At 37.6% G+C, this 18657-nt stretch carries 15 protein-coding genes; 8 read left to right on the forward strand and 7 right to left on the reverse strand.

Annotated elements, in window-relative coordinates; all coding sequences use genetic code 11:
• Position 1: 1 nt before the first annotated feature.
• Genes ACTJKC_RS20880 through ACTJKC_RS20895 form a run of 4 tightly spaced genes read left to right on the forward strand, consistent with a single transcriptional unit; the run spans position 2 to position 7583 of the window.
• Positions 2-2203, forward strand: coding sequence for a peptidase domain-containing ABC transporter (locus ACTJKC_RS20880; protein ID WP_440794975.1), 2202 nt, complete (start codon positions 2-4; stop codon positions 2201-2203).
• A gap of 12 nt (positions 2204-2215) precedes the next feature.
• Positions 2216-4858: a lantibiotic dehydratase gene (locus tag ACTJKC_RS20885; RefSeq protein WP_440794977.1), complete on the forward strand. Its 2643-nt coding sequence runs from the start codon at positions 2216-2218 to the stop codon at positions 4856-4858.
• Positions 4859-4863: 5 nt separating this feature from the next.
• The gene (locus ACTJKC_RS20890) at positions 4864-5697 is read left to right on the forward strand and encodes a thiopeptide-type bacteriocin biosynthesis protein (protein WP_440794979.1); all 834 of its coding nucleotides are present in this window, start codon (positions 4864-4866) and stop codon (positions 5695-5697) included.
• Entirely contained in the window at positions 5655-7583 is a 1929-nt protein-coding gene (locus ACTJKC_RS20895; RefSeq protein WP_440794981.1) for a lanthionine synthetase LanC family protein, read from the forward strand. Before ACTJKC_RS20890 ends, ACTJKC_RS20895 begins: the two co-directional genes overlap by 43 nt.
• A gap of 201 nt (positions 7584-7784) precedes the next feature.
• Here ACTJKC_RS20895 and ACTJKC_RS20900 read toward each other — a convergent pair whose 3' ends face one another.
• From ACTJKC_RS20900 to ACTJKC_RS20925, 6 genes are all read right to left on the reverse strand, one after another.
• A complete protein-coding gene (locus tag ACTJKC_RS20900; RefSeq protein ID WP_113948872.1) occupies positions 7785-7976 on the reverse strand; it encodes a pinensin family lanthipeptide in 192 nt (63 codons plus the stop codon).
• Between the two features lie 423 nt (positions 7977-8399).
• Positions 8400-8615 (reverse strand): hypothetical protein, encoded by a 216-nt coding sequence (locus ACTJKC_RS20905; protein ID WP_344851884.1) that lies wholly within the window; start codon positions 8613-8615, stop codon positions 8400-8402.
• Positions 8616-8657: 42 nt separating this feature from the next.
• The gene (locus ACTJKC_RS20910; protein WP_440794983.1) at positions 8658-9470 is read right to left on the reverse strand and encodes a hypothetical protein; all 813 of its coding nucleotides are present in this window, start codon (positions 9468-9470) and stop codon (positions 8658-8660) included.
• Between the two features lie 15 nt (positions 9471-9485).
• Complete coding sequence (locus ACTJKC_RS20915) at positions 9486-9866, reverse strand: SRPBCC domain-containing protein (RefSeq protein WP_113948875.1); 381 nt, start codon at positions 9864-9866, stop codon at positions 9486-9488.
• Positions 9853-12507 (reverse strand): DUF3857 domain-containing protein, encoded by a 2655-nt coding sequence (locus ACTJKC_RS20920; protein WP_440794985.1) that lies wholly within the window; start codon positions 12505-12507, stop codon positions 9853-9855. The genes ACTJKC_RS20915 and ACTJKC_RS20920 overlap by 14 nt, the downstream gene beginning before the upstream one ends.
• Before the next feature lie 2 nt (positions 12508-12509).
• Entirely contained in the window at positions 12510-13700 is a 1191-nt protein-coding gene (locus tag ACTJKC_RS20925) for an acyl-CoA dehydrogenase family protein (RefSeq protein WP_440794987.1), read from the reverse strand.
• Between the two features lie 113 nt (positions 13701-13813).
• On the opposite strand from ACTJKC_RS20925, the gene ACTJKC_RS20930 reads away from it, so the two are divergent.
• Complete coding sequence (locus tag ACTJKC_RS20930) at positions 13814-14182, forward strand: dihydroneopterin aldolase (RefSeq protein WP_440794989.1); 369 nt, start codon at positions 13814-13816, stop codon at positions 14180-14182.
• Between the two features lies 1 nt (position 14183).
• Positions 14184-15587, forward strand: coding sequence for an FAD-binding oxidoreductase (locus ACTJKC_RS20935; protein ID WP_440794991.1), 1404 nt, complete (start codon positions 14184-14186; stop codon positions 15585-15587).
• Between the two features lie 87 nt (positions 15588-15674).
• Here the strand turns inward: ACTJKC_RS20935 and ACTJKC_RS20940 are convergent, their stop codons facing one another.
• Complete coding sequence (locus tag ACTJKC_RS20940) at positions 15675-16163, reverse strand: acyl-CoA thioesterase (RefSeq protein ID WP_440794993.1); 489 nt, start codon at positions 16161-16163, stop codon at positions 15675-15677.
• Positions 16164-16239: 76 nt separating this feature from the next.
• Here ACTJKC_RS20940 and ACTJKC_RS20945 point away from each other — a divergent pair, with 76 nt between their 5' ends.
• Together ACTJKC_RS20945 and ACTJKC_RS20950 are read left to right on the forward strand one after the other, a co-directional pair.
• Positions 16240-16674: an Hsp20/alpha crystallin family protein gene (locus ACTJKC_RS20945; RefSeq protein ID WP_440794995.1), complete on the forward strand. Its 435-nt coding sequence runs from the start codon at positions 16240-16242 to the stop codon at positions 16672-16674.
• A gap of 382 nt (positions 16675-17056) precedes the next feature.
• A complete protein-coding gene (locus ACTJKC_RS20950; RefSeq protein WP_440794997.1) occupies positions 17057-18373 on the forward strand; it encodes a nicotinamide mononucleotide adenylyltransferase in 1317 nt (438 codons plus the stop codon).
• The last annotated feature ends 284 nt before the right edge of the window (positions 18374-18657 follow it).

Below are 18657 nucleotides of genomic sequence, written 5' to 3' on the forward strand. Positions count from 1 at the left end.
CATGTTTAAAGATTTTATCCGTAGAAATAAGTATCCGTTTTACAAGCAGCCCGATGCCATGGATTGCGGCCCTGTTTGTTTAAAAATGGTTGCAGCATATCATGGTAAAAATCTTTCCATGCAGCATTTAAGAAAATTGTGTGGGATTGGAAAGCAGGGAACAACCATGCTCGATTTAATTGATGCTGCCAATCAGATTGGCTTTAAAACACTCGCCGCAGAGTTGCCTTTAATCAAACTGCAAAACGTTCCGTTGCCTTGCATATTACATTGGCAGAAAGAACATTATGTCGTGCTTTATGAAGTTAATGATCAATATGTTTACCTTGCCGACCCGGCTTTAAATGGTAAAATTAAAATCAGTAAAAATGATTTTTTAGCCGGTTGGGCAATAAATACAGAAAAGGAAACGGGCAGGGTTTTGTTGCTTCAACCAGATCAGGCTTTTGCTGATTTAAAAGAAATTCCCGGGCATAAAACCTCACTGTGGTCTTTATTACCTTACCTTAAAATGCACCGCAAGGGCTGGTTGCCCATATTGGTCAGTTTACTTTTAGCCAGTGGTTTTTCACTTATTATCCCGTTACTTACCCAAATGGTGGTTGATAAAGGTATTAATGCAAAAAACACCAATCTGCTACTGCTAATTTGTCTTGGCCAGTTAATGCTTTTTTCGGGAAAGATGCTGATGGATTTTATGCGGGCAAGGATTCTCTTCAGGATTGGTGCTAAAACCAGCATCATCATGTTAAAAGACTTTCTTGCAAAATTGATGAAACTGCCTTTTTCATTTTTCGATAACCGGCAGGCAGGCGACAATATGCAAAGGGTAAACGACAACCAGCGTATTGAAGAATTTTTAACAAATTTTCTGATCAATTTTATCCTATCGGCCATTACTTTAGTGGTACTTGGCGGCGTATTATGCTATTACAACTGGCAAATATTTGTTCTTTTTATTATTGGTGCGGCAATCAGCATCCTTTGGTCTCATTCTTTTCAGCAGAAACGGAAAATTATCGATCAGAAGAAGTTTAAAGTCCTTTCCGCAAATCAGCAATTGCTTCTGGAAATTTTTTATGCCATGCAGGAAATCAAACTCACGGGTAGCGAAGAGGCTAAAAAAGAACTGTGGGAAAGCCTGCAGGATCAGTCATTCGAGCTTAAACTGGAAGCACTTCAGCTTGATCAGCGCATGCAAGGGGTCGGTTCTTTTATTAATGAGGTTAAAAATGTATTAATTACCTATGCTGCGGCCATGCTGGTTATTAACGATCAGATTACACTGGGTGGCATGCTGGCGGTTACTTACGTTTGTGGTCAGCTAAATGCGCCCGTTAATCAGCTGGTCGAATTTTCCAGGGTATCGCAAAATACCAGATTCAGTTTAATGCGGATGGATGAGGTTCAGCAGGAAGAAGAGGAAGACCTGGAAGTGAAGGAGGAAGTGAAAAATACGGGACCTGTTGATATCATGCTAAATAAAGTTTCCTTTAAATATGGAAACATGCATTCGCCCTATGTTTTAAAAGATATTAATCTGCTAATTCCGGCAGGAAAAGTTACCGCAATTGTAGGCATGAGTGGTAGTGGTAAAACAACCCTGATTAAGCTGTTGCTGAAATTTTACGCCCTCACTGAGGGCGAAATTATTCTTGGCGAGCAAAACATCAATGAGGTGAATGCCAAATCGTGGAGGAAACATTGTGGTGTAGTAATGCAGGATGGTTATGTTTTTATGGACTCTATTGCCAATAATATTTTTGCGGGAGCCACAGTAAAAGATCTCAATCGACTTTATGAAGCGTCAAAAATGGCGAACATGCACGATTTTTTCTCGTCAATGCCTTTTGGTTACGATACCGTGGTAGGGAGAGATGGTTACGGCCTCAGTGAAGGACAAAAACAGCGTCTTTTAATCGCCCGGATGATTTACCGCAATCCCAACTATGTGTTTTTGGATGAAGCCACCAATGCACTCGATGCGCAGAACGAACGCTCAATTGTAAATAACCTGAATACCTTTTTTAAAGGCAAAACGGTACTGATAGTGGCGCACAGACTGAGTACTGTTAAACATGCCGATCAGATTATAGTATTACATCAGGGGAAAATTAAGGAATGTGGTACGCATGAAACGCTTTTATTAAATAAAGGAAGCTATTATAACCTGATCAAAAATCAACTCGAACTTGGTAAATAAATACCTATTAATATGAGCTTACAAATTTTCCCTTATTCTTTGGTGCGATATGCCGGATTGCATCATCAACTTTTCGATCAGCTTAAACTTAAAGACTTAGCCAGCCTGCTCATAACTTATAATAAAATCACCAGTGAAAAAGAGCAGCTGAAAAACAGCCTTTGCGAGGCATTGTATCCGGTAATAAAGCTACAAGAAAATGATAAAGTAAGACAGCAGATAATTAATATTAAACGTCATATATTCAATAATAAAAGAGTAAATTTCGATCACGTTTATTTATTGCCGCAAGAACTGCAGAAGGATCTTAGTATTTATTTAAAAAAGTTATCAGAACTCACTGATCTCTTAAATAATCATGCTTTAAAATTTGATCAGGAACAAATTCTTCAGCGGAAATGGCTGCAAGAAATATCACAACTGCCTGCACTTCAAAATGGCCTTTTATTGTCCAGCCCGTTGCTTTACGAACAATTAAGCAGTTTTATTAAAAAAGATAGCAGCAGCTTTAAAAAAAAAGAACATCGGGCTGCGTTTAGCCTGGCAAGGTACCTCAGCAGGATGGCTTTTAAAACATCACCATTTAGCAGTTTTACTTATACGGGTTTAATGAAATTAGATACAGCATGTTCATTACAAGAGTTGCAGGCCACGCATCAGGTTAGTAGTCGGTTAAAGTTAAACAATGCCATATTCGAGTACCTTAAAGCTATACTGAAAAAACATCCTTTGCTAAATGAGCACTTATTGCTTAAACTAAACATAACCGCAGATATTAAGGAAGATAAAATCTGCTTTTTAAGCAATTTCAATAATGTAGAATCATTTCAGCAAATCAACGCGAATGGCTTACAACTGATGGTTTATCAATACCTGAATGAAAATCAGCATCCCGTTTCACTTAAAAAACTGATCTCAGACCTTATTCACCATTTTGAAAATCCAGATCACGAAAGCATCAAAATATATCTTTTAAAGCTGGTTGAAGCAGGAATGCTGGCAATGGATCTGGGATTTTCGGGCGTGGATCAGGGATGGGACCATAAACTATTGCTTTTTCTTAAATCTTTAAGAGGAGTGGTGCCAACGGTAATACCACTTGTTGCACTTTTTGAAAACCTACAGAAGCATCGGCTTGACTATCAATTAGCAAATTCTGCTGCCCGTTACCGGATTCTGCAGGAGGCAGAGCAAGAACTGAACAATACTTTTGCTACATTACAACAGGAAGCCGGACTTCCTTTTTACACCAATGTTTCTGACAGGAAAGGGGATCAGGAAAGCCAGGAGACAGCAACATTTTCAGTCGGTAAATTTGTTCCATACTATTTTCCGGCCAGGAATATTTTTTATGAGGATTGCTTTACCACTGAAAACTTAATGCTTCCGGAGTCAAAGATTAAGGATTTCGTCACTAAAACAGATCAACTCATCAATCACTTGCTTCCGCTTGATGTAATGCGTAAAGAAAGGAATAAAATGCGTGATTTCTTTTTGAAACATTATCAAAATAATGAATCGGTTGCTTTAACTGCTTTTTATAAAGACTACTATTTTTATGTTAAAAAGCCTGAAAAAGAGAATGAATTATCTCAGGAACCTGATTTTTCAACATTAAAACATTGGAAAGAGGCTGTTTTGGTGAAATTAAAGCAAATTAATCATGCTGATAAAAACTTTATTAGATTCGATAACCATTTTTTTTCAGATCTGCCAAATGATCAAGATTTGTATAAAAATTCTACAGCAGGGATGTTTGTGCAGTTTGCCGACGATGAAAATGGTTTTTCTGGTGTTATAAATGCTTTATTGCCCGGAATGGGTAAAGTAAGTGGCCGTTTTTTATCGCTTTTTGATCAAAAAGTTACCGAAGGTCTTGTTCAACATAACGAAAAACTATATCCTGGTAAAATTAAGGTTGAATTGAATGACGCTTCAACATTCAATGCGAATATCCACCCACCATTATTAACCAACGAACTCGAACTTCCCGGGGGAAATAACATCTATCCACCGGCTAAACAATTTAATATACGGGACTTAACGGTTCGATATGATAGTGAAAAAGATGTCTTAACGCTTCGTAAAGAGCATTTAGAATTATACAGCTACGATTTAAGTTTAGAATCTTTTTACAACCGGTCTAACCTTTATCAATTGCTCGCACATTTCAATCCTGATGCCCGTGTATCCTTACAGCCTTTTATTCAATTAGTTGATCAGTTTTACCTCGATAAACAACCTGAACCTGCGCCAGATTTATTTGTGCTGCCCAGGATAGTTTATGCAGATAATGTAGTGGTAAGGCGTAAAACATGGCGCATAAAAACGGCCACTGTTCCGCATCAGGAACAATTGGAGACAGATTTTGAATATCTGATCAGATTGAACAACTGGCTCATTGATAATAAAATACCAGGCCAGGTATTTCTTTTCCTTCGAAAACGGGCCTATCAGGTTAAATCTGACGAAAAAAGGGAAGGCTTACATGATGATTATAAACCACAATACCTTTCTTTCGATAATCCTTTGTTGATTGCCCTGTTTAAGAAATTGTTATTTAGAGCGGGTCATTACATCACATTAGAAGAAGTATTTCCTAAGCCGGATCAGTATTCTGTACGCGAATATTTAATACAATGGTACAATAATTAGCGGTTATGGAAAATCCGGAAAAAAAATGGCTGTCAGTATATATTTTCTGTAATGGAGAGGCAGATCAACTGTTAAAACAGGCAATCCATCCCTTTATCCGGCAATGGACAGCGCCATGGTTTTTTATCAGGTATTGGGAAGGTGGAGATCATATCCGTTTGAGGTTAAAGGCTGCGCTAAGCCAACATGGTTTAATCGTAAAATCGCTTAGTTTAAAAAACGAAATGATCAAATCGGTTCAGATTGCCGAATATGAGCCAGAAATAGACCGCTATGGAAATATTCAAAGCATGGCCTGGGCAGAACGTTATTTTGAATGTTCTTCTAACTACGTATTAAACTGGATTGTAAAAAGGGACGAAAATCAATCTGCCGCTATCCAGGCCATAAAATTGCACCTGGCATTATTGCATGCGTTAAAATGGAAAAAAAAAGTACTGATAGCATTATGCAACTTCTTTTTAGAAGGCTGGCTGCCAAAGTTGTACAATCCAACCGACCCCAAAATAGAACAGCGCATTTTTTGGCTAAACCAGTTTGAAAAGGTTTTTGCTGCTAAGAAAAATCAGACTGCTCAAGCGGTAAATCAGTTTTGGCAAGAGCTTAACGCAGGTATTGCGGATGATAATTTAACGGAGTATTTATCAAAAACAGCTGAGGTTATTTTCCTTTATCAAAATGCTCATTTTGATAAAGATAGGCTGTTTCAGATAATCTCCAGCTTTATGCATATGAACAATAACCGTTTGGGTATTTCAAATTATGAGGAAGCCTACCTCATGTACAGCATTATAGAATGTCTGCAATTTATACAAGAAAATTCTATCCGGCAATTTTGAGTATGTTTAGCAAAGAAGATACGGTGAAACTTAAAGATCAGCTTTATGAAATCCATGGAGAATTAATTTCCAGCCTCAAAGAAAATGATCATGAAATCTGGTGGCTAACTCCGTTTTACATCAACGCTGATGAATATGAATTCAGGGAAAGTTATGATCTTTTTAACGGTAACTGTGGGATTATCCTGTTTTTTTTAAAATTGTATCAATTTGATGGAAATATTGATCATTTAAGAATAGTGAATAAGGGAATTCACCGGATCTTAAATACCAATGAAGTGCTTAACCCAAAATTCTTTGCGCTTTATACCGGATTGGGAGGTGTAATTTATACCTGTTTAAAAGTTTTCGAAGCTACAGGTGATGTTTTTTACAAAGAAAAAGCCCTGGAACTTACTCTGGCTAATCAAGAAGAATTAACAGCAGGTTTATTGAAAGCTGATCTTTTAAGCGGTTACAGCGGGAATTTATTGATGTTAACCTTGCTTTATCATCATACGCATGATGATAATGTATTAAATAGAATCAATTTTCTGATTGAAAGGCTGATTAGTGAAGCACGGATTTCAGCTAAGGGCTTAAAATGGGATTATTCCAGCTCTAAAAAGGCTTATGATAGCATGACAGGGTTTTCTCATGGTGCATCTGGTATTGCCTGGGTATTGATGCAGGTTGGTCAATATTTTAATGCTGCGGGCTTGATTTATCTTGCAGAAGAGGCTTTAAAGTATGAAATGCAGTATTACCATGCACCCGCTAAAAACTGGCTCGATTTGCGTCTTGGTCCGCACCGGTTAAATAAACCCAACGTGAATGAATGGAAGCTGGAAACTTTTTTACCCGAAATGACCGATGTAAATGCCTGGGCACATGGCGCTGCAGGAATAGGATTAGTTAGGGAAATGGCTTTTCACCTCACGAAAAAAGAAAATTATAAGCAGGATTGCGGAAATATTCTGGAGCGTTGTCTGGATGATTTGCAAAAGTTAAATCGGACCGATTTTACCCTTGTGAGTGGTTGTTGCGGCATGATTCTGGTCTTATTAAAGCATCATATGGAACCTCAGATTCTTTTCATATTAAATCGGGCCAAAGCGCTTCATCAGAAAACGAAAAGTTATAATACCTATGTTTCGTGCGGGTGTGATGATTATGGATTACTCTCAGGAAAATCAGGTGTTGGCTATATTATTCTGAGCATTTTAGATAATGAAAATACAGATAACATATTAGCGCCGGAATTACCAAAAAATAATGAAAAGCATAGCTTTAAAGATAAATACAATAAAAATAAAGTTAAAAAGGCCATTTTTTCTAAATATTACACCAGCACATTGGAAAAAATCAATGTTGTTGATTTTACATTTTTCGACGCTGCAGACATTAATGATTTTAGGATAAGGTTCCAACAGGAGGTATTAAAAACCTATGATGCAGAAACTCAAAACATATTCGATTTAGAAAGCAAATTGGTTGATTTATGGAAACAGCATAAAGGTTATTTTTGCTTTGAACAGAAGCAGAAGTATTTGTATAAAATGATCAGCGAAAGCCTCTTAATAACTGATCTGGCTTTAATGGAAAATTTTTTTGCGTTAAGCGGACACGTTGAACTTTATAAACGCAATGAAACTATAAAACTATTGATTAGTGAAGGTAATGGAATAAAAGAATTACAGGCTGGTGTATTTGCGGCAATAATTTTAAATGCAATAGAGAAAGAGAAAATGAAAGGAGTGGAGTTGATAAAATCGCTTCAATCTATTCTGTTTGGAGAGAATTCAGCTGAAAAACCTTTGCCTGAGTTAGAGGATAAAGTGGTTCAGCAGATACGGTTATTAATTAAGGCAGGGTTTGTGGAGATAGTTGGTTTAGTTGGTCATTAGTCATTAGTTTATTGGTCATTAGTTCAGTGGTCATTAGTCATTAGTTGATTGGTTAACTGTTTACCCTTCGACTACACTCAGGGGGTTAACAGGTTAATCTAATTCAAATCGCTTAGCGCCAATCGCCAACCGCATTACGCCGGGCACTTAAGCAAACAAGGCGCCATAAAGACGCCTTGAGATGAAAACACCTGTTACTAACTAACAAATAACGGTGGTACATTTAACAGGTGGCGTGTGATGGTCATCTGTTTGCTCGGTGTGGGTAGGCTCCGATACATTACCCAAACCGCCAGATAAACGCATAGCCACTTCGCTATCAATACTGGTTACAAAACTCTCCAATTGAAGGTCTTCTAAACTTAACGTGATTTTTTCTGATTGATTTTTCATAAAATAATTGATTAATGTTGATGCCTACTGGTGGTTACGGGGTTTCGGCTTATCCCCGGTTGCAACAGTACTAAGTTAGTTAATTGCAACTATGTTGCAAAATAAAGAAGAATATTTTTGCAACATAGTTGCGTAAAATATTTAAATGGAAAATAAAATATTGATTATCAGTATTTTGATTATTTGTGGGGCGTCGTTGTATTTCAGGAAATACATAGAAATACCTGCAATAAAAGGAGTGGGAGGTGAAAAAACACTCACGATCCCGTCATCTCGACTGGAATGCAGTGGAATACCCGCCTGCATCGGGCAGAGAGAGATCTATCTCGAAGCAGATTTAGCTCTGCTGAGCACTTACGTGGTTCTCGACTTCGCTACAATCCGCTCGAAATGACGAGTCTTTTTTGTTAGTAATAAGATTAATTACTTCTTGTTTCTAGTTGCCACAAATACAATTACTCCGGCAACTAAAATGATGCCACCAGCATATGGTGGCCAGTTTACAGATTTTTCCCTGTCGGCAGATATTTGAATAGGACCTGCATCAACAATCTTTTCTTTTCTGGTGTAAGTAAAGCCGGTCCAGATGAGCATAGCGATACCCACAACAATTAATATAATTCCCACAGTTCTGTTCATGATATTTTATTTATATCAGAACAGCATCCAATCCATTATGTTTTAGCGAAATGAATAGCCGAAACTTATTTTTTGCGCATAATTAACGTTGTCTGCCAGTTCATAAGAAAGAGAAAATCGCCTGATGTATAAGAAATAGTTAAATACCCAGCCAAATGAATTTTTCCCGTTAATTTCGTCGTAAGCTTTCACCCCCGATCTGAAACTGTTTGCAAAGTTAGGCGTACCTCCAAGAAAAAATCTGAATGCGTGCCTTATATCGTGGTCATTTCTGGCTCTCCAGATCACTTCAGTAGATAATCCTGTTGTCCAAAGTACCTTTCTGTTTGTTACTGCAACGTAATCGGGAACAGGATTGCTATAAACCTCCTGTCTGAATTTGGTATAAGCTCCACCTTCAAAACTAAGTGCATTTTCAAAATTAATGTACCTGAAATCTGTGTTGCCGTTAGCCGAGGTATTGTGAAATCCTGCAGATAACCGTAAACCAATTCCACTGATGGATTTTTGAAATGACGGGAGGTAATTTTTTAAATCTTCTGCATTGTTATCATTATCTCCACCCGATGCTTTTCCTGCATAGCCGAAAATTCCATAGGAAATATTTGCTTTTTCGAAAGTGTGCGATTGGCTTACGTTTGCCATTCCGAATGAAAAGCTGGTGCCGGCATTAGGTGAAATGGATCCGGCATAACTGGCCATTACAGTTGTTAATGTTTTAATGGTATCTGCACCCATCGCTTTTGGTATATAGCCCATGTTGTTACCCAGTATAGCCGGGGTAAGTAAAGATGTGCAGGAAGTAAATGTGGCAAGGAAAAGTAAAGAAGAAAGAGCGATAATTTTAGTTTTCATTTTTTTGGTTTATGTTTATTCGTCAAAAAAATCAACCAGTCCACCCAGGAAATATTCCTGGATACCCTCGGTAAAATCTTCATAATCTTCGTCAGGGATATTCGTTTGTCTGAATTCCAGCGATGTTCCTTTTTTATCTTCGTGCAATTTGATGGTTACGATAGAAGCTTCATTTTCTTCGCCAAAATACCATTGTTGTACAATCTGTTTACCGTAAGTAAATTCGATGTTTTTACCCGTAATATCGCCATCCCAGAAAGAAAACTCGGTTCCCGGCACTTCTTCAAATTCCACTTCGGCACCTGTCCACAGTTTTATGCTGATATCTTTGGTCAGTGCTAAATAAACTTCTTCAGGAGGGGCAGGTATGTAGGTATATTTTTTAAAGTCTTTCATTTTCTTCTGTATCTATTGTTTCTTGCTCTTTAATAATATTTTCTTTTTGTTCGAGATTATTAATCCTGAAGTTTTCATTTAAATCTTGAACCACGGCTTTTCTCCATTCAGAATCTGGATAAGAAAACACAAAGGTTTGCTTAACACGCTCCGATTTCAAGAGATAGGTGATCCAGATGGCCGCAAAAATACCAATTCTTAATACAGAATAAAATTCTGAAGCGCCCAAAACTTCGTTATTTACCAACTTATTGATATAGATACTGGCTACGGTATCTAATAAAGTAACCAAAAATGAAAAAATAAGGAAACCAATGTAATATTTCGGAAAAAGATCTCTTCTCTTGTAAAAAGATATTAATATAAAAATGCTAAAAACAAATAAGATTACATTAAATACAACGGTAAATATTACACTGAGGTTAAGTAAAAGTGAGTGTGTATTTAACTGGATACCTTGCCATACCTTATCGGTATATATGCCCTGCTTTAATGCATTAACCAAAATAATAACTGGGTTTAATGTTATCCCGATGCCTGGTAGGGCCAGCCAGCCCCCTAATCTCCATGCATTTTTAACAGCTTCGAGATTAAAAGCAGTTTTTCTGGTGTAAAGGTAAAAAGCAATAAATACAGAGAGTAAAAACACCAGAAATGCAATGCTAAGCAATTTAAGATTTAACCCGTCATTTTCAACAGGTCCCGTTCCATTCCAATAAATGCCATAAGATAACGTATTAAGTATTTCTTTACTGTCTTTTATATAATCATTTATGTTGTTTGGCTGTAAAACAGAAGTGAAATTTTGATAATAATAAGTTAGCGTTAATGTATTGGATTTTGCCTTTGCACTATACAAAAACCGGTAATTATCATTGTCAATATTTATATTTTCATTCTTGAAATCCCAAACCTCTGGCAAAATAATCCTTACTTCCTGCTCAATAGTACAAGGGAATTTTAAGGAGAGCGGGGCATTCCTGAATTTCTTGATCGATATGATCTGATCGTTAATTAAATCCCCATAAAAATAAGCCAAACGTTTTGATTGATCAGTTTCACTGCGTGTCCACAAACTGTCTATTTCATAATGCTCCGTAACGGTAATTATATTTTCAGTTTCATTATCCTGAATCTCGATCGGTTCTTTTATGGTTAAACCAGGATAAAGATTTGAATAATACTTTACATAAGATTTTTCGATATTGTCAGCTCCGTCGGTATTTAAATTCTCTCTGAAATTGTCGGCATAATTGTTTGAATAATAACTGGTTATGCGAAGTGTTGATTTGCTTGTATTAACAGTATCCCCCACATTAAAAACCACTAAAGATTTTAATTTACCAAGGTTTTGCTGGGTAGTTTCCGTTAATTCTTTATTTCCATTTTTTATCACCAAAACTTTTGCCGTGTACGGAAAATAGTTGTTAAAAACCGAGCCTCGCTGATTGGCAACCGTTGGATCGATGTAAATTTTTCGATCATCAAATTCTACAACCACCGTTTCATGATTGAAGATACTCGGACTTGGCAATAATGAAGCGGTTTCTTTTTTAAGGTAAGTGCTAAGAAATACCGAATAAGCATTGATGCCATTGGCGTTTAATAAATTGCATAATAGGGTAGATTTGTCTTTGCAATCTCCATAACGTTGCTTTAATATCTTTTCAGGACTGTTTGGACGGTGTGAATACTCACCAATCTCAATGCCCATATACCTTATTTCATCCTGAACAAATCTGGTTGCCAATTCGAGGTATTTTTCCTTATTTCCCTTGGCTTTTAGTTTTAGTTCTGCTACTTTTTCATTTATAATGGCCGAATTTTTTGAGTTATACTTTTGTAAACTTAATCCCCAATCTACAATTTCCTGCCAGTTATTATATTCTGATACCTGAACCCTGGCAAACGGATCATAATCAGAAGGCTCAAAATCATTGGCAGGATAGGTTTTTGTCATCGAATTTTGCCACTCAAAAACATTTAAACCATTTACAACAGATTTTTTTAAGGCAGGCACATCATTGAAATTCTTTGTCTGGATGTTTCTGCCAGGTTTAAAAATGAGGTTGTTGTAAACATTAACAATCTGGCTATTGCCCTCGAAATAAATGGTGTTCGAGTACTTTGGAAACACAGGATTACTTCCCTTGATTGTGTAGGCATATTCAATCCGGTCGCCCTTTCTAATGTCATCCAATATTAGGTAAGCCGTATATAAGCCGCTATAGATAAAACGTGATAATTCTTTCTCGTTTTGCAGAATTTTGAAATTCTGCAAACTGAGTTTATTCATTGGCTTGTTATCGCGCCAGATCGTCAATTTATGAAATACTAATTTTTCGTAACTTGGATCATAAGAAACAGATATTTCAGAACCATTTTGAACACCGGTACCATTACTGATTTCTCTGATGATATGCGAATACTGTTCTTTGGTTTCAATATTATTCTGTTTCTCAAAAAGAAAAAGATAATACCCATCTTGAATATTTTTGTAGGCTGGTTTGCTGTTTACCACGTTTACTTTTTGTAACCAGCCGGGCAGTTGCGGGTTAATGGCAACCTTTCCTTTTTGTGCAATAGCCAGACTGACCATTGCTAAAATAAAACAAACTGAGAGCGTAATTTTTTTGATCATATCTATTTAAAAGCGTTTAATCCTGTTACATCCATTCCTGTAATCAGTAAATGTATGTCGTGCGTACCTTCGTAAGTTACTACCGATTCTAAGTTCATCATGTGACGCATAATCGAATATTCGCCGGTAATTCCCATTCCACCAAGCATCTGGCGGGCATTTCGGGCAATATCCAGTGCAATTTCTACACTGTTTCTTTTGGCCATCGAGATCTGCTCGGCCGAAGCCCTGTTTTCACTTTTCAGTACACCCAAACGCCAAACCAAAAGCTGACCTTTGGTAATTTCGGTCACCATTTCTGCAAGTTTTTTTTGCTGTAACTGGAATCCGCCAATGGGTTTTCCAAATTGTACACGTTCTTTAGAATAGCGTAAAGCAGTATCATAACAATCCATGGCTGCCCCCAAAGCGCCCCAGGCAATGCCATAACGCGCCTGGTTTAAACAACCTAACGGGCCTTTTAATCCGCTTATTTCAGGGAAAATATTTTCTTTTGGCACTTTAACATTGTCGAAAACCAGTTCGCCTGTTGCCGAAGCACGTAAACTCCATTTATTATGTGTTTCTGGCGTCGAAAATCCTTCCATGCCACGTTCTACCACCATCCCCCTAATTTTGCCCGATTCATCTTTCGCCCAAACCACGGCAATATCTGCAAAAGGAGCGTTGCTGATCCACATTTTGGCACCATTTAATATATAATAACTACCTGCGTCTTTAATATTAGTGACCATTCCGCCCGGATTAGAACCGTGATCAGGCTCTGTTAAACCAAAGCAGCCCATGATTTCACCACTGGCGAGCTTAGGAAGGTACTTTTTGCGCTGCTCTTCTGTGCCATAAGCATAAATAGGATACATGACCAGTGAGCCTTGCACAGAAGCTGTAGAACGGATGCCAGAATCACCGCGTTCAATTTCCTGCATTAAAATTCCATAAGCCGTATAATCTAAACCTGCACCTCCATACTCAACCGGAATAGTTGGTCCGAAAGCACCGATATCAGCAAGGCCCTTTATTAAATGTTTTGGAAATTCTGCTTTTTGAGCATAATCTTCAATTATGGGGCTCACTTCTTTTTTTACCCAATCTCTGGCCGTTGCGCGGATTAATTTATGCTCATCGGTTAACAGTTCGTCTAATAAATAATAGTCTGGTGCCTCATACAGGTCTTTTTTTGCTGATTTGCTCATGTAATTTCGTATTATCTGGTCAAGAAATCGCGTTCATTTCAAAGGTAACAATTTACGGCAAGGGGCATTATATTCGTGAATAAAAATTTAATTTTGCAGCTTACAGAACATACATGAGCCATTTCAAACAAACCGTAGCCTTAAAGGATGTAAAATGCTTTGCCCTGCATGGTTATTATCCGGAAGAGCAACTTATTGGAAATCATTTTGTTGTAGATCTGGAAACAGAATTTACGCCACAGGGCTTTGATGATGAACTGGCTCAAACTGTTAATTATGAGGATCTGAATAACATCATTCTCCTGGAAATGAAGCATACCCAAAAGCTTTTAGAAACCGTTTTGAAAAATATTATTTCGAAAGTGATTGAGTTATATCCTTTTGTTGATACGATAAACGTGAGCATAAAAAAATTAAATCCACCTATGCCTGGCCAAATCGGACACTCCTTTGTTAAACTATCTTACACATCAGCCAAATAAAATGAATTTTACCAAAATAAACCCTGAAATTTTAGCAGAAATTAAAGCAGCAATCGGCGCTGATAAAGTTTTTACTGATGCTGAAAGTTTAGATCAGTATAGTCACGACGAAACGGAAGATTTACGTTACCAGCCCGAAATTGTAGTGAAACCAACTTCTCCTGAGGAAGTTTCTGCATTGCTTAAAATCTGTAACGCAAATCATGTTCCGGTAACACCACGGGGTGGAGGTACAGGCTTAAGTGGTGCTGCTTTACCCGTTTATGGCGGAGTTTCCCTATCGATGGAGAAGTTTAAATCCATCATCGATATCGATACCGAAAATTTACAGGCAACTGTTGAACCTGGTGTGATTACCGAAGAATTTATAAACGCTGTTGAAGAAAAAGGACTTTTATATCCGGTTGATCCGAGCAGTAAAGGCTCTTGTTTCATTGGAGGTAACGTGGCGCATGGCTCTGGCGGACCAAGAGTAGTAAAATACGGAACCATCCGCGAATATATCCTGAACCTGGAAGTGGTATTGCCCAATGGTGATATCATCTGGACAGGTGCGAATACTTTAAAATATGCCTCAGGTTATAATTTAACGCAGTTGATGATTGGCTCGGAAGGTACTTTAGGCGTTGTTACCAAGATTGTGACCAAACTTTTGCCCAAGCCAAGCCAATCAGTTTTAATGATGGGTTCTTTCAGTACCAATGAAGATGCATGCGCAGCCGTTTCAGCTATTTTTAGGGCCGGGGTTACACCGTCGGCGTTAGAATTTATGGAGCGGAAAGGAGTGGAGTGGGTAATTAAATTCGATGATATTAAATTTGATTTAAAAGATAATGTCGCTGCATTATTAATGATTGAGTTTGATGGCGACGATCTGGATGATATTTTTAAAAACTGCGAGAAAACTAACCTCGTTTTAGAAGCGCACAATTGCACAGAAGTTTTATTTGCAGATACCGCGGCTCAAAAAGAAGAACTCTGGCGCATGCGCAGAACCATGGCCGAATCAGTAAAATCTAATTCAGTTTATAAAGAAGAAGATACCGTTGTGCCGCGTGCAGCCTTGCCAAAACTAATTAATGGCATTAAAGAAATTGGCGCGAAATATGGTTTCGAAAGTGTTTGTTATGGTCATGCCGGCGACGGAAACCTGCATGTAAACATTATTAAAGCCGGAATGAGTGATGAAGACTGGAAAGACAAACTCAAATTCGGTATTGCCGAAATATTCGAATTAACTACAGCACTGGGCGGGACATTATCCGGCGAACATGGAATTGGCCTGGTACAAAAGGAATTTATGCCAATTAAATATTCCGAAATTCACCTTAATTTAATGCGGGGCATTAAAAGCGTTTTCGATCCAAATGGGATATTAAACCCAGGGAAGATTATGCCTGATTAGTTTTATTCGTCACCCTGAACTTGATTCAAGGTCTTAATAATAGCTATCATATAAGATGCTGAAACAAGTTCAGCATGACGAATTTAGCTATTTTTCTAACTGTTCAAAACCCAGCATTTTTTGCTTCTCTTCTTCCGGGATAGCAGTTGGCTTTCCTGTGGCATAGTCAACCGCAATACAAACTGTTTTCCCCTTACTACAGATTACTTCTTCGTTACCCTTTATCTTCACAATCTGATAGTCGAGATCAAAACTGGTATTGCCAATCCTCGAGGTTTTTACGTGAATGGCGATTTTATCATTCATTACAATTGGTAAAATATAATCCAACTCTGCATGTGCTATCACGATTCCTGTTTTCTTCCAGTCCCATTTTACAATTTCTTCCCAGTACTTCGTTCTGGCAATTTCCAGATAAGTAAAGTAAATCGAGTTATTTACATGCCCCATCATATCGAAATCAATAAAGCGCAAATGAATATTGGTTTTATAGTTGAATTTGTCTGAGAAAGCCTTAATGTCTGTCAATTTGTCTTTTGATTTTGATTTATTTTGCCAAAATGTCTTAAAAATCATAAATATTTGGTTTGGTATATAAGTTGAATAGGATGAATTATCAATTTAAAAATTAAAAAAATAAAGAATAAGCGATATGACACTAGTAAATTTTAACAACAGAACCCGTAACACAGCTCCTTACTTTAACAATGTTTTTGATTCATTGTTTAGCGATGCAGTAACTAAAAACAAAATGGTTGATAAATCGCCAAACGTAAACATTTTTGAAAATGAAACTGCTTATGTAATCGAACTGGCCGCTCCAGGGTTGAAAAAAGAAGATTTTCAGATCAATTTAAAAAAAGACACCCTTTCTGTTTGGGCAGAAGTTAAAAAAGACGAAACCCAGGTAGCTAAAGATTTTACGCGTAAAGAATTTGATTATAGCTCATTTGCAAGATCATTTAATTTACCTGATAGTGCTGATGGTGATAACATTACTGCTGAATATAAAGACGGTATTTTATCAATTAACATCAGTAAAAAAGACGATGCTAAATTGCAACACAAAGAGATTATAGTATCGTAACAAAGATATTCTCATAAGAGGATTTTTCATAATAGTTTGGTTTAGATAGTGAAGCTTGCATCAGGCCGGGTTGAGGTAGATGTTGTTGAAAAGCCGGTGCAGGTTTCATAATCATTTAAGTTTAGGTTTTATAAGGTTAGTGCCGGATGGCATTAACCTTATTTTTTTACTTCCGGACCGTCATTTTGATCGTAGCGGACAAATTTGCTGATTAGCATTAAAACATATATCTCCCCCTACCCGAAGCAGGCGGGCATTCCGCTGCGCTCTAGTCGAGAGGACGACTCAGTGGATATGACGGATAGGGTGGGGACAGTATTTAGATTGATTTTAAGTTACATTCTTAAAATCACCTTAATCTCATTTTTTGTACTTTTGCCGCATGGAGCGAGAAATTCTGGATACAAAGCGTAAAGCACTTAAAATAAACCTTGACCCGCGAATTTATGGCACTTTTGCCGAGATTGGAGCTGGTCAGGAAGTTTCACGGAACTTTTTTAATGCCGGCGCAGCATCCGGAACAGTGGCCAAAACCATGTCGGCTTACGATATGACTTTTAGCGATGCCATTTACGGAGCGGAAACCAACGGCCGTTATGTAAGTCAGAACAGGCTTTTGCAAATGCTCGATCATGAATTTGGTTTACTTAATGAGCGGTTATCAGGCGAAAAATACGAAAGCCGCACTTTTTTTGCCTTTGCTGATACCGTTACCACCCTGAATTATAAACGCACTAATGAGCCTCATGGCTGGGTTGGACTTCGTTTCCAGAGCGAACCGGGTGGCTCTCCAAACGAAATATTTTTTCACGTACGTTTGCTGGATACAGATGTAAACATGCAACAGCGTGTTTTGGGCATAATCGGTGTAAACCTACTTTATGCTGCTTTTTACCATTATCAGGATCCTAAACTGATGGTCGAATCATTAGCTGATAATTTAACCATCGGATCAGTAGAAATCGATTTGATTTCGGTTAAAGGACCAGCCTTCCCTGAAGTGGATAATATCTTGCTTAATCTCTACATGATTATGAAAGATTTTTCTGCAGCGGCAATATTTGATTCAGATGCACATCCGCGTCAGGCTAAAGATCTGTTGTACAAGAAAGATATTATGATTTTAAGGACCAAATACGGTCAGAAATCTTTGCCTAACTTTAATTTATTCAATAAAGCTACCGATCAGTTTAAACGTACTAATAAGGTACAAGACGGAAACCTGGCGGTAATGATTGAGGTGTTGTTAACCAATGTTTTAACCGACGGACAAGAAACTCCTGATGATATTGATCTAGAAACGGTGGCTAAAAGAGCCCAGGAAATGTGCGATACAGGGAACATAGTAATTGTATCTAATTTTACAAGACATAACCGTTTGGCGAAATATCTGGCCAGGTGCAAGCCGAAAAGTGTTGGTTTGGCCACCAACATCAACAATTTGAAATTCGTATTCAATTCTAAAAACTTTACCGGCGAAAACTATTCAGGTCAGTTATTGAGCTATGTGAATGATATGTTTAATACCAATGTGCGGTTATTTGCGTATCCTTTCCTGGATAAACAAACCAATCAGGTAATTACTACTACTAATATGCCTGTTACACCAGAGGCAAAACCATTATTCGATTTCCTTTTGATAAATGGATATATTACTGATATTAAGGATTATAGTGATGATGAGGTGAAAACGGTTTAAGAGGAGTGTAAAAGTTTAAGAAACAATTACTTTCACAATGCCGTCATTTCGAGCGAAGTGAAACGAAGTCGAGAACCACGTAAGTTCTCAGCAGAGCTAAATCTATCTCGAGCGTGCTTTTGATTTAGATCTCTCCCTGCCCGATGCAGGCGGGTATTCCGCTGCGCTTCAGTCGTATTCTAGGTTTACCACAATTGCAAATTTATTTTAAGAAAAACTCCAAATAAAGAGTTTTTCTTATCTTTTATGACGCTCTCCTATAATTCTCGACATACATTTCTCCT

The organism is Pedobacter sp. 22226 (genome assembly GCF_052045455.1).
Taxonomy (GTDB): Bacteria; Bacteroidota; Bacteroidia; order Sphingobacteriales; family Sphingobacteriaceae; genus Pedobacter; species Pedobacter jeongneungensis.